The sequence below is a fragment of the Actinoplanes sp. NPDC021490 genome (assembly GCF_055562135.1).
In genome coordinates, this window is record NZ_JBVHFW010000019.1 from 205,366 (window position 1) to 219,817 (window position 14,452).

Annotated in this window: 13 protein-coding genes; all 13 read left to right on the plus strand. The window is 71.5% G+C overall.

The features are described 5' to 3' along the window. The first annotated feature begins 23 nt into the window (after positions 1-23). The 13 genes from ACZ3I4_RS38405 (at position 24) to ACZ3I4_RS38465 (ending at position 14,267) form a co-directional block, all read left to right on the plus strand. Positions 24-1,538, plus strand: a complete 1,515-nt coding sequence (locus ACZ3I4_RS38405) for a UDP-N-acetylmuramoyl-L-alanyl-D-glutamate--2,6-diaminopimelate ligase (protein WP_465387024.1) — start codon at positions 24-26, stop codon at positions 1,536-1,538. Further along, complete coding sequence (locus ACZ3I4_RS38410) at positions 1,535-2,920, plus strand: UDP-N-acetylmuramoyl-tripeptide--D-alanyl-D-alanine ligase (protein ID WP_465387025.1); 1,386 nt, start codon at positions 1,535-1,537, stop codon at positions 2,918-2,920. The genes ACZ3I4_RS38405 and ACZ3I4_RS38410 overlap by 4 nt, the downstream gene beginning before the upstream one ends. After that, positions 2,917-4,020, plus strand: coding sequence for a phospho-N-acetylmuramoyl-pentapeptide-transferase (gene mraY / locus ACZ3I4_RS38415; RefSeq protein ID WP_465387026.1), 1,104 nt, complete (start codon positions 2,917-2,919; stop codon positions 4,018-4,020). Before ACZ3I4_RS38410 ends, mraY begins: the two co-directional genes overlap by 4 nt. Positions 4,021-4,082: 62 nt before the next feature. Next, the gene (locus ACZ3I4_RS38420) at positions 4,083-5,459 is read left to right on the plus strand and encodes an FtsW/RodA/SpoVE family cell cycle protein (RefSeq protein WP_465387027.1); all 1,377 of its coding nucleotides are present in this window, start codon (positions 4,083-4,085) and stop codon (positions 5,457-5,459) included. Continuing rightward, positions 5,459-6,571 (plus strand): undecaprenyldiphospho-muramoylpentapeptide beta-N-acetylglucosaminyltransferase, encoded by a 1,113-nt coding sequence (murG, locus tag ACZ3I4_RS38425; protein ID WP_465387028.1) that lies wholly within the window; start codon positions 5,459-5,461, stop codon positions 6,569-6,571. Before ACZ3I4_RS38420 ends, murG begins: the two co-directional genes overlap by 1 nt. Before the next feature lie 31 nt (positions 6,572-6,602). Then, positions 6,603-8,030, plus strand: a complete 1,428-nt coding sequence (gene murC / locus ACZ3I4_RS38430) for a UDP-N-acetylmuramate--L-alanine ligase (protein ID WP_465387029.1) — start codon at positions 6,603-6,605, stop codon at positions 8,028-8,030. 8 nt (positions 8,031-8,038) lie between these two features. Next, entirely contained in the window at positions 8,039-8,800 is a 762-nt protein-coding gene (locus ACZ3I4_RS38435; RefSeq protein WP_465387030.1) for a cell division protein FtsQ/DivIB, read from the plus strand. A 296-nt stretch (positions 8,801-9,096) separates the two neighbouring features. Continuing rightward, complete coding sequence (gene ftsZ, locus ACZ3I4_RS38440) at positions 9,097-10,239, plus strand: cell division protein FtsZ (RefSeq protein WP_465387031.1); 1,143 nt, start codon at positions 9,097-9,099, stop codon at positions 10,237-10,239. After that, positions 10,236-10,943 (plus strand): YggS family pyridoxal phosphate-dependent enzyme, encoded by a 708-nt coding sequence (locus tag ACZ3I4_RS38445; protein ID WP_465387032.1) that lies wholly within the window; start codon positions 10,236-10,238, stop codon positions 10,941-10,943. Before ftsZ ends, ACZ3I4_RS38445 begins: the two co-directional genes overlap by 4 nt. Positions 10,944-11,174: 231 nt before the next feature. After that, positions 11,175-11,873, plus strand: a complete 699-nt coding sequence (locus tag ACZ3I4_RS38450; RefSeq protein WP_465387033.1) for a cell division protein SepF — start codon at positions 11,175-11,177, stop codon at positions 11,871-11,873. A 45-nt stretch (positions 11,874-11,918) separates the two neighbouring features. Beyond that, a complete protein-coding gene (locus tag ACZ3I4_RS38455; RefSeq protein WP_184952809.1) occupies positions 11,919-12,224 on the plus strand; it encodes a YggT family protein in 306 nt (101 codons plus the stop codon). A 43-nt stretch (positions 12,225-12,267) separates the two neighbouring features. Further along, a complete protein-coding gene (locus tag ACZ3I4_RS38460) occupies positions 12,268-13,080 on the plus strand; it encodes a DivIVA domain-containing protein (protein ID WP_184952808.1) in 813 nt (270 codons plus the stop codon). A 35-nt stretch (positions 13,081-13,115) separates the two neighbouring features. Beyond that, positions 13,116-14,267, plus strand: coding sequence for an ICP22 family protein (locus tag ACZ3I4_RS38465; protein WP_465387034.1), 1,152 nt, complete (start codon positions 13,116-13,118; stop codon positions 14,265-14,267). Positions 14,268-14,452: the final 185 nt, after the last annotated feature.

Genomic DNA, 14,452 nt, shown 5'->3' on the forward strand with positions numbered 1-14,452 from the left:
GGCACGGGGTAGGGTCTGACGCCGTGCCCGGCATTCCCCGACCCGAGACCGTCGCTCCGTACCGGACGGCACGGCTGGCGGCGCTGTTGCCGGCCACGCTGACCGGCCCGGACGTCGAGGTCACCGGTGTGACACATGACAGCCGCGCGGTCCGCCCGGGCGATCTCTACGCGGCGTTGCCGGGCGCGAACCGGCACGGCGCCGAGTTCGCCGGTGACGTCGCCGCGGCCGGTGCGGCCGCCGTCCTCACCGACGCGGCCGGCCACGCCGCCGCGGCCGCCGCCGGGCTCCCGGTGCTGGTGGCCGACGACCCGCGGGCGGTGCTCGGCACGGCCGCGGCCGCGATCTACGGCGACCCGTCCGGCCGGCTCACGATGATCGGCATCACCGGCACGGCCGGCAAGACCTCGACGGCCTATCTGGTCGAGTCCGGCCTGCGGGCGGCGGGCGTGGTCACCGGGCTGGTCGGCACGGTCGAGACCCGCATCGGCGACCTGGTCGTGCCCAGCGTGCGCACCACCCCCGAGGCCACCGACCTGCACGCGATCCTGGCCGCGGGCCTCGAGCGCGGGGTCGGCGCGGTGGTGATGGAGGTGTCCAGCCACGCGCTCGCCGTCGGCCGGGTCGGCGGCATCGGCTTCACCGTCGGCGGCTACACCAACTTCGGCCTCGACCACCTCGACTTCCACGCCGACGCCGACGACTACTTCGCGGCCAAGGCCAGGCTGTTCGACGGCCGCTGCCAGTTCGAGGTGCTCAACCTGGACGAGGCCGCCCTGCGCCCGCTGTTCAAGCCGGCCACCATCAGCTATTCGGCGGCCGGCGACCCGGCGGCGACGTGGTGGGCCTCCGACGTGCGCCCGTCCGATTTCGGCCAGCGGTTCGTCGCGCACGGGCCGGGCGTCGAGGTCGAGGCGGGCGTGGCGCTGCCCGGCCGGCACAACGTGGCCAACGCGCTGCTGGCCCTGGCCTCGCTGGTGGCCGCGGGCATCGACGCCAAGACGGCGGCCGAGGGCATCGCGGCCTGCCCCGGCGTGCCCGGCCGGCTCGAGCAGGTGACCGCCCCGGGCGAGGTGCTCGGCGTGGTCGACTACGCGCACAAGCCGGACGCGATCGTCGCCGCCCTGACCGCGCTGCGCGAGCTGGCGACCGGGCGCGGCGGCCGGGTGATCTGCCTGATCGGCGCGGGCGGCGACCGCGACAAGGGCAAACGGCCGCTGATGGGTGCGGCCGCGGCCCGCGGATCCGATCTGGTGATCATCACCGACGACAACCCCAGGACCGAGGACCCCGCGGCCGTACGGGCGGCGGTGCGGGCCGGTGCCGAGCAGTCCGGGGCTACTGCGAAGATCATCGAAGTCCCCGGGCGGCGGGCCGCGATCGACGAGGCCGTACGGCTGGCCGCTCCGGGCGACGTGATCGCCCTGCTGGGCAAGGGACACGAGCGGGGCCAGGAGGTGAACGGGCAGATGCTGCCGTTCGACGACCGGATCGAACTCGCCGGGGCGCTGACCGCCGCGGCCGGAGGGACCTCGTGATCCGCCTGACGCTGGGGGAGATCGCGGAGATCACCGGCGGTCGCGTCGTGCACGCGGAACCGGATCTCGCGGTCACCGGGGGAGTGGAGTACGACTCCCGCAAGATCGGCCCGGGCGGCCTGTTCGTCGCGTTCGAGGGCGAGAAGGTGGACGGCCACGAGTACGCGGGCACCGCGGTCGCGGCCGGGGCCGCCGCCGTGCTGAGCACCCGCGACACCGGGCAGCCGGGCGTGCTCGTCGAGGAGCCGCTGACCGCCCTGGCCGCTCTGGCCCGCGTGGTCGTCACCCGGCTGGGCAAGCTCACCGTCGTGGGCCTGACCGGCTCCTCGGGCAAGACGACGACCAAGGACTACATCGGGCAGCTGCTCTCCCGGGTCGGGCCGACGATCGCGCCGGCCGGGTCGCTCAACAACGAACTCGGTTTCCCCTACACGGTGTTGCAGGCCGGGGAGGACACCCGCTTCCTGGTGCTCGAGATGGGCGCGCGCGGCATCGGGCACATCCGCTATCTGACCGGGATCGCCCGGCCGTCGATCGGCGCGGTGCTCAACGTGGGCGCGGCCCACATCGGCGAGTTCGGCTCGGTCGAGGGCACCGCCCGGGCCAAGGGCGAGCTGGTCGAGGCGCTGCCGGCCGACGGGGTGGCCGTGCTCAACGCCGATGACCCGCTCGTCGCCGCGATGGCCTCGCGCACAACCGCCCGGGTGCTGCTCGCAGGCGAAGCGGAGACGTCGGATGTGCGGGCGACCGAAGTCAGCCTCGACGCCGCCGGGCGCGCCTCCTACACGCTGCAGTTCCAGGGGCGCTCGACCCGGATCGCGCTCGGCGTGACCGGTCGCCACCAGGTGTCCAACACCCTGGCCGCGGCCGCGGTCGCGCTCTCGGCGGGCCTGGAGTTCGACGAGCTGCCCGCCGCACTCGGGGCGGCCGGCATCGTGTCGGGCCGCCGCATGGACGTCTTCACCCGGCCCGACGGCGCGACGGTGATCGACGACTCGTACAACGCCAACCCGTCGTCGACCGCGGCCGCCCTGCAGGCGCTGGCCGCGATGGCGGGCGGGCGCCGCACCACCGCCGTGCTCGGCTACATGGCCGAGCTCGGCGAGCACGAGGTCCCGGGCCACGAGGAGGCCGGCCGGCTGGCCGCCGAACTCGGGGTGGACCGGCTCATCGTGGTCAGTGCCGAGGCCGCACCCATCGCGGACGGCGCGCTGGCGGTCGGCGGATGGAAGGGCGTGGCGACCGTCGTGGCCGACCAGGCCGCCGCTCTCGAGATCCTCGTTGGCGACCTGGGCGGCGGCGACGTCGTGCTGGTCAAGGGTTCCCGATACCGCACGTGGGACGTGGCGGACGCGCTGCGCCCCGAGGAGGTTCGCCCGTGAGGGCAGTCATCGTCGCGGCCGCGGTCGCGTTCATCATCTCGCTGTTCGGCACCCCGGTCGCGATCCGTGTGTTCACGGCGCTCAAGGCCGGTCAGCCGATCCGCACGCTCGGGCCGGCGAGCCACCAGGGCAAGAAGGGCACGCCCACGATGGGCGGTGTGGCCTTCATCGTGGCCACGGTCTTCGCGTACGTCGCCGGGCACATCGCCCTGACGACGCTGCCCGAGCGGCAGATCGCGCAGGAGTCGCCGACCATGACGGCGCTGGTCCTGCTGGGCCTGTTCGTCTTCTGCGGCGTGGTCGGCTTCCTGGACGACTTCCTCAAGGTGCGCCGGCGCAACTCCGACGGCCTGAGCGCCAAGGGCAAGTTGCTCGGCCAGCTGATCGTCGGCGGCGCGTTCGCGGTCGTCGCGCTCTACGTGCCCAGCACCAACGGCGAGACGGTGGCCAGCGAGCGGATCTCGTTCATCCGCGACATCAGCTGGCTCGACGTCGGCAAGGTCGGCTCGGTCATGGTCTTCGTGTTCGTCATCATGGCCATGTCGAACGGCGTGAACCTGACCGACGGCCTCGACGGCCTGGCCACCGGCGCCTCGATCCTCGTGCTGGGGTCGTACGCGCTGATCGGCTTCTGGCAGTACCGCCACTGGTGCGGCGACTCGGACTACGCCCGGGCCAACGACTACTGCTACCAGGTACGAGATCCGCTGGAGATCGCGATGATCGCCGCGGCGGCCGCGGCCGCCTGTGTGGGCTTCCTGTGGTGGAACACGTCCCCGGCCCGCATCTTCATGGGCGACACCGGCGCGCTCGGGCTCGGCGGCCTGATCGGCGGCCTGGCCGTGGCCACCCGCACCACGCTGCTGTCGGTCATCATCGGCGGCCTGTTCGTCATCATCACGATGTCCGTGGTCATCCAGATCATCTCGTTCAAGACCACCGGCAAGCGCGTCTTCCGCATGTCGCCGCTGCAGCACCACTTCGAACTCGCGGGGTGGAGCGAGGTCAACATCGTGGTGCGGTTCTGGATCGTGGCCGGCATCTGCGTGGCGATCGGTCTGGGACTGTTCTATTCAGACTTCCTCGCCGTCATGGGATAGATCTCCCGCGACACGCCAGCGAGCAACACCGGCTGGCGTGTCGCCGGGACGAAGATGAGTGAATGGCGGAAGACCGGATTCAGCAGGCACCCCGCCCGTCACTGAGCCGGCAGCTGCTGCCCGCGGTGCACGGGCTCCTGGCGCGCCCGCTCTCCTCGTACTATCTGCTGCTCGCCAGCTCCGGGCTGCTGCTGCTGATCGGCCTGACCATGGTCTTCTCGGCGACCAGCGTGAAGGCGTACGCGGAGAACGGCAACGCCTTCAGCGCGATCGCCAACCAGGCCGTCTTCGCGCTGCTCGGCCTGTTCGCGTTCTGGGTCTGCCAGCGCCTGCCGGCCGGCACCCTGCGCGACCTGGGCAAGATCGTGCTCGGCACGGCCATCGTGCTGCTCGCGCTGCTCGACCTGCTCGAGGCGCTGGCCTCGGTCGGCCTGCTGAGCACCCCGCGCATCGGCCCGGTGCACGCCGATCTGCTCTGGCTCTATTTCGGCCCGATCGGTCTGCAGCCCGCCGAGTTCGCCAAGCTCGGCATGGTGCTGTGGGGCGCCGACGTGATCGCCCGCAAGGGCCCGGCGCTGGGGCACTGGAAGGAGCTGTCCCGCCCGCTGTTCCCCGTCGTCGGCCTGCTGTTCGTGCTGGTCGGCTATAACGACCTGGGCAGCATGCTGGTGCTGCTGGCGCTCATCGTGGGGCTGCTCTGGGCGGCTGGGGTCCGCCTGCGGATCTTCGCCGCGCTCGGCGTGCTCGGCCTGGCCGGCATCAGCCTGCTGATCGCGGCCGCGTCCGGCGGCGCCGGCTCGGGCGCCGTCGGCGAGGAGAACTACCGGCTGGCCCGGCTGACCAACTTCCTCCAGCCGATCGACCAGTGCGACCTCAACGGGCCGTGCTACCAGCTGATCCAGGCCCGTTCGGCGATCTTCGAGGGCGGCTGGTTCGGGGTCGGCCTGGGCAAGGGCGCGCTCAAGTGGAACTGGCTGCCCGAGGCCGACAACGACTTCATCTTCGCGGTGGTCGCCGAGGAGCTGGGCGTGGTCGGCTGCGCGGTGATCCTGGCGCTGTTCTCGGTGCTGGCGTACACCGGCTTCCGGATCGCCCGCCGCTCGCAGGATCCGTTCCGCCGGCTGGCCGCGGCCGCGATCACCACGTGGCTCGTCTCCCAGGCGGTGATCAACATCGGCGGCGTGACCGGCATGCTGCCCATCACCGGACTGCCGTTGCCGTTCATCTCCGCAGGTGGCAGCGCCCTCGTCGTGACCATGGCGGCGGTCGGCATGCTGGCCTCGTTCGCCCGCGCCGAACCGCAGGCGTCACTTGCCCTGAACGCGCGTCCGCCCGCGAGATGGGTACGGCTAGTCTGGGCCCCGCTGCCGCCGCTTCCCCCTCCGCGGCGGCCCAGTCCCGCCGTGCGGGAGACCGCGGGGGCAGAGAGGAGACGGTGATGGGTTCGCTGCGGTCGGTCGTGCTCGCCGGGGGAGGCACCGGTGGTCACATCTATCCGCTGCTCGCCTTCGCCGACGCGGTGAAGAGGCATTTCCCCGACGTCCGGATCACCACGCTGGGCAGCCCACAGGGCATGGAAAACGAGTTGATCCCCGCGGCCGGTTACGACCTGCGGGTGATCCCGGCGTTCCAGCTGCCCCGCTCGATCAACCTGAACCTGATCCGCACCCCCGACCGGATGTGGAAGTCGGCGCACGCGGCCGGCAAGATCCTCGACGAGGTCCAGGCCGACGCGGTGGTCGGCTTCGGCGGTTACGTCTCGGTCCCGGCCTATCTGGCGGCCTGGCGGCGCGAGCTGCCGATCGTCATCCACGAGGTCAACGTGCCGCCGGGCGTGGCCAACCGGATGGGCATGAAGTTCACCAAGAACATCGCCGTCGGGTTCCCGCAGCAGCCGCAGCAGGCCGAGTCACTCAAGGACGCCCGCGTGGTCGGCGTCCCGCTGCGCACGGCCCTGACCCACCTCGACCGCGCGGCGCTGCGCCCGCAGGCGCTCTACCACTTCGGCCTGCGTCCCGACCTGCCGGTGCTGTTCGTCTCGGGCGGCTCGTCCGGCGCCCGCACGATCAACCTGGCCGTGGCCGCGGCGGCCAAGCGCCTGGCCCACGCCGGCGTGCAGGTGCTGCATGTGCAGGGCGGCCGCAACGACCCGTTCGAGGTGCCCAACGACCTCCCGGTGCCGTACGTCGTGGTGCCGTACCTGTCGGACATGCAGCTCGGCTATGCGGCGGCCGACCTGATGCTGTGCCGCGGCGGCGCGATCACGGTGGCCGAGACGACGGCGCTGGGCGTGCCCGCGATCTATGTGCCCTATCCGTACAGCAACCAGGAGCAGACGCGGAACGCCCAGCCGGTCGTGCAGGCGGGCGGCGGCATCCTGGTCGACAACGGCGATCTCACCCCCGAGTGGATCGAGCAGAACATCATCCCGCTCGCGCGGGACAGGCAGCGCCTCGCCGCCATGGGGCACGCGGCCTCCCGGTACGGTCGTCGCGACGGTGACGAAGCGCTGCTCGAATTCGTTCTCGAAGCGGTGGCCGGGGCCAAATGAGCGCGATCGACGTGACCAAGGGAGCGAACCAGTGAACACGGCGGAGCTGCGGCCGGCCGGCGAGTTGACCGCCGAGGATCTGGGCAGCGTGCACCTCATCGGCATCGGCGGGGTGGGCATGGCCGGGCTGGCCCGCCTGCTGCTCACCCGGGGCGTGCCGGTCTCGGGCAGCGAGCTGCGCGAGTGGCCCGCGCTGGCCGGGCTGCGCGCGCTGGGCGGCACGGTCCACATGTCCCACGTCGCCGAGAACCTCGACGGTGTCGACACGGTCGTCTACTCCACCGCCATCCCGCACGAGCACCTCGAGCTGGTCGAGGCGCGCCGGCGCGGGTTGCGCATCCTGCACCGCTCCGAGGCGCTGGCCGCGGCGATGACCAACCGGCAGGCCATCGCGGTGGCCGGCACCCACGGCAAGACCACGACCACGTCGATCATGACGGTGATCCTGCAGCACGCCGGTCAGGACCCGTCGTTCGTCATCGGCGGCGAGATCAGCGAGGCCGGGTCCAACGGCCACCACGGCACCGGCCCGCACTTCGTGGCTGAGGCCGACGAGAGCGACAAGTCGTTCCTGATCTATCGGCCGCACGTCGCGATCGTGACCAACATCGAGGGCGACCACCTCAACAACTGGGGTGACCTCGACGGTCTCAAGGCGGGCTTCCTGCAGTTCGCCGAGCTCGCCGAGCCCGGCGGCTTCGTGGTCACCTGCGCCGACGACCCCGGCACCCAGGAGCTGATCGCGGCGCTCCGGGCCAAGGGCAAGACCGTTTACACGTACGGCGAGGCGGCCGGCGCCGACCTGCGGATCAGCGAGGTGGTCTCGACCGTCAGCGGCGTGCGCTACGAGGCCGAGCTCGACGGCAAGCCGCTCGGCGAGATCAAGCTGGCGCTGCCCGGCAAGCACATGGGCCTCAACAGCGCCGCCGCGGTGCTGACCGCGCTGCGCCTGAGCCTGCCGCTCGACAAGATCGTCGAGGCCCTGGCGTCGTTCCCCGGCGTCCGGCGGCGGTTCGAGCGCAAGGGCATCTCGGCCGGCGTGCGCGTCTACGACGAGTACGCGTACCACCCGACCTCGGTCAAGGCCGCGCTGCGCACGCTGCGCGAGGTGGCCGGCGACGGCCGCCTGCTGGTGGTCTTCCAGCCCTACCGCGTCTATCGCACCCGCGACCTGCAGGCCGAGCTGGCCGAGGGGCTGGCCATCGCCGACCAGGTCATCTGCATGGAGGTCTTCGGGCCGGGCGAGGTGCGCGGTCCGGGCGAGGGCGGGGTCGCGCTCACCGCGGCCATCGACCTGCCGGCCGGGCAAAAGGTGTTCGTGCCCGACTGGGAGGACGTGCCGGCCGAGGTCGTGCGTCGCAGCCGGCCGGGCGACGTCGTGGTGACCATGGGCGCGCCGCCGATCTCGATGATGGGCGACGAGCTGCTGGCCGCGCTGGACGAGGCCGACCGGGCATAGGAGAGGGCATGAGCGGGGGGCGCAACTGGAGGCTGGTGCGGGCCGACACCGACGCGGTACCGTCGTCCGCGCGCCGGTTCATGGCGCGTGCCCGCCAGCGCCGGATGCGCGCCGCGCTGCCCTGGGCCGTGGCCGCAGGTGTGCTGCTCGTGGCCGGCGGCCTGGCCTGGGTCCTCTACGGCACCTCGGTGCTGGGCGTGCGCGAGGTCAAGATCGTGGGCGCCCAGTTCGTGGCGACGGCCCAGATCGAGCAGGCGGCCGCGGTGCCCGACGCCCAGCCCCTGGCCCGGGTCGACCTCGACGGCATCCGCGCCCGCGTGCGTGAGCTGCCGCCGGTCGAGCGGGTCGTGGTGCGCCGCAGCTGGCCGTCCACCCTGGTCGTCGAGGTCGTGGAACGTACGCCGGTGGCCGCCGTGCCGCAGCACGGCGAGTTCACGCTGATCGACCGGGCCGGGGTGGCGTACCGGGCGGTCAAGGAGAAGCCGGACGGCCTCCCGCTGGTCCGGGTCGACTTTCCCGGACCGTCCGACGTGAACACCCATTCGGCGCTGACCGTGCTGGCCGCCCTGAGCGACGATCTGCGCGAGCAGGTGCTGGCGGTCTCGGTCGCCGCGCCGGCCCAGATCCGCCTCGAGCTCCGCAAGGACCGCACGGTGGTGTGGGGCGACGACACCCAGAGCGACACCAAGAGCCAGGTCGCCACCGCCCTGTTGAAACGGGCGGGTAAGGAGATCGACGTCTCCGCACCCTCGGTTGTGACGATCCGCTAGTATCACTGACTAACCGGACATCTGCTCCGAAACGGCAGATTTTGGTCGAGGTTACGGGTCCGTCGGATTTTCGCCACGTAAGCGGACGCCGACACGCCGCGCCGGTTCTTTGGTTGACGTCCGAAGTCCGCTTACGTTGCCACCAGAGGTTGAGTGGTTGACATAACCCTCACCCTCTAGTAGAGGGTGAGGGTTTCCTCGCCCTCCCTTGTCCGGCAGCGGGTGTCGAAGGTGCGGTCTGGCCGGACCGCACGGGGCCCACGACATTCACAACCCTGGAAGGGAAGGCTGAGCCCATGACACCTCCCCACAACTACCTGGCGGTCATCAAGGTCGTCGGGATCGGCGGCGGTGGCGTCAACGCCGTCAACCGAATGATCGAGGTCGGGCTCAAGGGCGTCGAGTTCATCGCGATCAACACCGATGCGCAGGCGCTGCTGATGAGCGACGCCGACGTCAAGCTCGACGTCGGCCGCGAGCTGACCCGGGGCCTCGGCGCCGGCGCACAGCCCGAGGTCGGCAAGAACGCCGCCGAAGACCACCGCGACGAGATCGAGGAGGTGCTCAAGGGCGCCGACATGGTCTTCGTTACCTGCGGCGAGGGCGGTGGCACCGGCACCGGTGGCGCGCCCGTGGTGGCGAACATCGCCCGCAAGCTCGGCGCGCTCACCATCGGCGTCGTCACCCGCCCGTTCTCGTTCGAGGGCAAGCGGCGCCAGGTGCAGGCCGAGTCGGGCATCGACGAGCTGCGCAACCAGTGCGACACGCTCATCGTGATCCCGAACGACCGGCTGCTCGCGCTGGGCGACCGCGGAATCAGCATGATGGACGCGTTCCGTCAGGCCGACCAGGTGCTGCTCTCCGGCGTGCAGGGCATCACCGACCTGATCACCACCCCCGGTCTGATCAACCTCGACTTCGCCGACGTCAAGAGCGTGATGAGCGGGGCCGGAAGCGCCCTCATGGGCATCGGCAGCGCCCGTGGCGACAACCGCGCGGTCGAGGCGGCCGAGAAGGCGATCTCGAGCCCGCTGCTCGAGCAGAGCATGGACGGCGCCCGCGGCGTGCTGCTCTCCATCGCCGGCGGTTCCGACCTGGGCCTGTTCGAGATCAACGACGCGGCGCAGCTGGTCACCGACGCGGCCCACCCGGACGCGAACATCATCTTCGGCGCGGTCATCGACGACGCGCTCGGCGACGAGGTGCGGGTCACCGTGATCGCGGCCGGCTTCGACGGGGGCACGCCCTCCTACAAGCCGTCCGAGCCGGCCCGCAAGGTGGTGCAGCAGCCGGCCGAGCGTACGGCGGTCGCGCCGCAGACGCCGGCCGCCGCGGCCGCCGCGACACCCCCTCCCGCACCGGCCCAGACCACGCCGCCGCCGCGGCGCGTGCTCTTCGACGACGTGGATGTGCCGGACTTCCTCAAGAACGGCTCGTGACCGACCAGGGGCGGCGGGCCGAGCTGGCCGCCGCCCTTCGTGAGGTGGAGGAACGGATCGAGCGCGCGTGCGTGGCCGCCGGCCGCGCCGCGGGCGAGGTCGAACTGGTCGCGGTGACCAAGACCTATCCGGCCAGTGATGTGGTGCTGCTGACCGGGCTCGGCGTGACCGACGTCGGCGAGAACCGCGACCAGGAGGCGGCGCCCAAGGCCGAGGCGGCGCGGGCCGCGGGGGCGGCCCCGCGATGGCATTTCATCGGTCAGCTCCAGCGCAACAAGGCCCGCTCGGTCGTCCGGTACGCCGGGGTGGTGGAGTCGGTCGACTCGGTGCGCCTGGCTGAGGCCCTGGCCCGGGCGGCCGCGGAACGCACCGAACCGCTCGACGTGCTCGTTCAGGTGAGCATCGACGGCGACTCGTCGCGCGGGGGCGCGGCCGGTGACGATCTCTGGCGGATTTCCGACTTCGTGGCGGGCGCGGACACGCTGCGGCTCGGCGGCGTGATGGCGGTGGCCCCGATGGACTGGGAGCCCGACCGCGCGTTCGAGACCCTGCACGCCCTGTCGGATCGCCTGGTCAAGACGCATCCCGGGGCCACGGCCATCTCGGCCGGCATGAGCGGCGACCTCGAGGCGGCCGTCCGGCACGGCGCGACACACGTCCGGATCGGCACTTCTTTGCTCGGAATGCGAAACCCGCTGCGGTAGCCTTGCGGCGGGCAGCAAACTACATGGGTGTTGTTTACGCGGCACCGTCCCGGGGGGATGGGGTCTCGCGTCGACGGCGCGGCACGCCACGGAACGAGGGTTCGCGAAGACCTCTCCGACCGTGCAAGGGGGGAATGCGGTACGCCGAGGGGGTGCGTTCCGCAGCAGCGGACGAAGGTGGGGGCACATGTCTGGTCGGGTTGACGCGCGGTGGCGTGATGGGGTGAAGGCATGAGCGCGCTTCGTAAGGCGGGCGTCTGGCTGGGCCTCGTCGAAGAGGACGACGACCGCGGCTACAACGATTACGACGACAACTCCTACCGTCCTCGGAACCGGTACTCGGGAAGCCGGTACGCCGATGACGAGTTCGCCGACGAGGAAGACGTCGAAGAGGAGCGTCCGGTGCCGCGGGCGCGCACGGAGCGCAGTCGCGGGTCCGACCGTCTGTCGTCGCACGTCGATGCGGACGACCACGATCGGGTGGAACGTTCCGAGCGGAGCGAGCGTGCGAGTGTCCGTTCGATCACCCGGCCGAGCACGGTCAGTGACAACTCCTCTGCGCTGAGCTACTCCACGCGGGAGAACCTGGCCCTCGCGCCGCAGCCGGTGCACCCGCCGGAGACGCGTCCGCGCCCGGTCGAGGAGGAGCAGCGGTACCAGATCACCACGCTGCACCCGACCACCTATCGCGAGGCGCGCACCATCGGCGAGCACTTCCGCGACGGGGTTCCGGTCATCATCAATCTCACTGAGATGGATGAAGGGGACGCTCGCCGTCTGGTCGACTTCGCTGCCGGGCTCGCCTTCGGTCTTCGCGGTACGATCGAGCGCGTTACCAACCGGGTTTTCCTGCTCTCGCCGGCAAATGTCCAGGTCACCGCGGAGGACAAGGCCAAGATCGCCGAGGGCGGGTTCTTCGGCCAGGCCTGAGGCGGGCAGCGCGCAGCCCGCCACCCAGATGGGGGATCCGCACGAGTGCTCTCGATCGTGTTCCAAATATTGTATTTAGTCGTTTACATCTTCTTCCTCGTCCTGCTTGCCAGGTTCGTGCTGGGTGCGGTACTCCAATACGGTCGTCGGTGGCAGCCCAGTCGTGGGGCGTCGGCGGCATTGGAAACGGTGTGGAGCGTCACTGATCCGCCCCTCAAGGCGTTGAGGCGTGTGATCCCACCGCTGCGCATTGGTAACGTGAGTTTGGACCTGGCTTCCATCGTGCTGCTGGTTATCCTGTTCGTGCTCATGAGGTTCGTGCTTCAAAGATTGATCCTGAACTTCAGCTAAACAGCAGCCCCAACCGCGGCCGCGACTGACCCGAGGAGTTTCGATGCCGCTGACCCCGGCCGACGTGCACAACGTCGCCTTCAAGAAACCCCCCATCGGCAAGCGGGGGTATGACGAGGAGGAGGTTGACGCCTTCCTGGACGAGGTCGAGCGTGAGCTCGCCCGTCTGATCGAGGAGAACAACGAGCTGCGCGCCCAGGTGGAGCGCGGCGGTCGGGGTGGCGCTCCAGCCGGCCCGAGCGCCGACCCGCGCCTTGCGGCCGAGCTCAACGAAGTCAAGGCGCAGCTCGACCGCGTCCAGCGTGACAAGTCGCAGGCCGAGCAGGCCGCCCGGCAGATGCAGGCCGAGCTCGAGCAGGTCCGTGCCCAGGGTCCGGTCGGTGGTGGCGCCGCTGGGTCCGGTGCCGACGGCGAGCAGCAGGCCCTGCGGGTGCTCATGATGGCCCAGCGCACGGCCGACGACCACGTCGCCGACGCCCGCCGCGAGGCCGACAAGCTTCTCTCCGACGCCCGCTCCAAGGCCGAAGAGGTCACCCGCGAGGCCCGCGCCAAGGCCGACGCCCTCGAGCGCGACGCCCGTCAGCGCCACCAGGAAGCCATGGGCGGCCTCGACGCGAAGCGCTCCGCGCTGCAGAAGCACATCGAGGAGCTCAAGCAGTTCGAGCGGGAGTACCGCACCCGTCTGAAGGCGTACCTGGAGAGCCAGCTGCGCGACCTCGACGGCCGGGGCCAGGGCCTCGAGGCCGAGATGTCGCGGGCCGACTCCGGTCGTGCCGTCGGCGGAAGCGGGGGCCTCGCCGCGGCCGGTCTCGCCGGCTCGTACGGCGGCCGCAACGCCATCGAATCCGGGCGCTGAGCTACCACCCCCCGGCACCTCGACGAGGATGAGCCATGATCGTTGTTAGCCTGCTGCTCATCCTCGTCGCGGTGACGCTGCTCGTGCTGGGCCTCACCGGCGGATCGAGCAGTCTGCTCATCAGTTCCATCGTGGCCAGTCTCGTGGCCGCGGTCTTCCTGGTCATCGGCGCGCGTCAGGCCGCCGCGACCCGGCGGGCGTCGCCGGCCGCTCCCGAGGAGCCGGCCGCCCCCGCCGACGACAACTCAGTCTTCGTGGCCGAGCCCGAGTTCGCCGCCATGGCCGAACAGGCCACCGCGCGCCGGCCCGCCCACGACGAGGCGCCGCTCGACGATCGGCGCGAAACCGTCCAGTTCGACCCGGGCGACCTCGCCGCGGCGCGTCCCTCGGCCGGTCCCGACTTCGCGGCGGCCTCGGAAGGTCCCGCCGCTTTCGCCGACCAGTCCGGCGCCGCCCCGGCGGGCGATTTGTCAGCAGATGAGGGGCGACGTCGGGATCTTGACGCCGAGGGTTACGAGCGCGAGACCGCCGATGCTGATTACGGCCGCGATCCCGAGACCCAGGTCTTCGCGCGCGGGCCCGAGCCGTCCGACTACGGTCACGGGTCCTCGGAGTACGACCATGGGTCTTCCGATTACGGGCAGGAGCCCTCGGAGTACGGCCGCGAACCCGAGTCGTCGGAGTACGCCCATGCGCCCGAGACTGCGGACTACGGCCGCGGGCCCGAGACTGCGGACCACGACCACGGCCGCGGGCCTGAGGCTGCGGATTACGGCCGGGCCGCCGAGGCTCCGGATTACGAGCGGGCCTCCGAGGCGATCAACGCGGCGCGCAGCGAGACGCCGGACGAGGACACCTGGCGCCGGCGTCCGGAGGCGTCCGAACCGGGTGCCGGGGCCACGCCCGCGACCGGGGCCGGCGAGTTCGCCGAGCCCGACGCCGACGACCCCGAGGACGAGCCGCTGCCGCAGGCCGTCCAGCCGGCCGACGCCGTACGGCTGGCCCGGCTCGACGCCGACGTGCTCGTGGTGGACGGACGCCCGCGCTATCACGTCTCCGAGTGCCCGAGCCTGGCCGGGCGGCTGGCCGAGCCGATCCCGGTGACCGAGGCCGTGGAGCTCGGCTTCAGCCCGTGCGGCCTGTGCCGTCCGGTCGACCGCCTGGTGGCCGCCGCGGCCCGCCGCTGACCGATCGCCGCTGACCGACCGCCTGGTGGCCGCCGCGGCCCGCCGCTGACCAATCGCCGCTGACCAATCGCCGCTGACCGATCGCCGCCCACCGCGGTCTGCGTCACTGGCCCGCCGCGACCTGCGTTGCCGCCACCTCTGCGTCGCCGGCCGCCGCGGTCTGCGTTGTCGGCCGGTCGACGGGG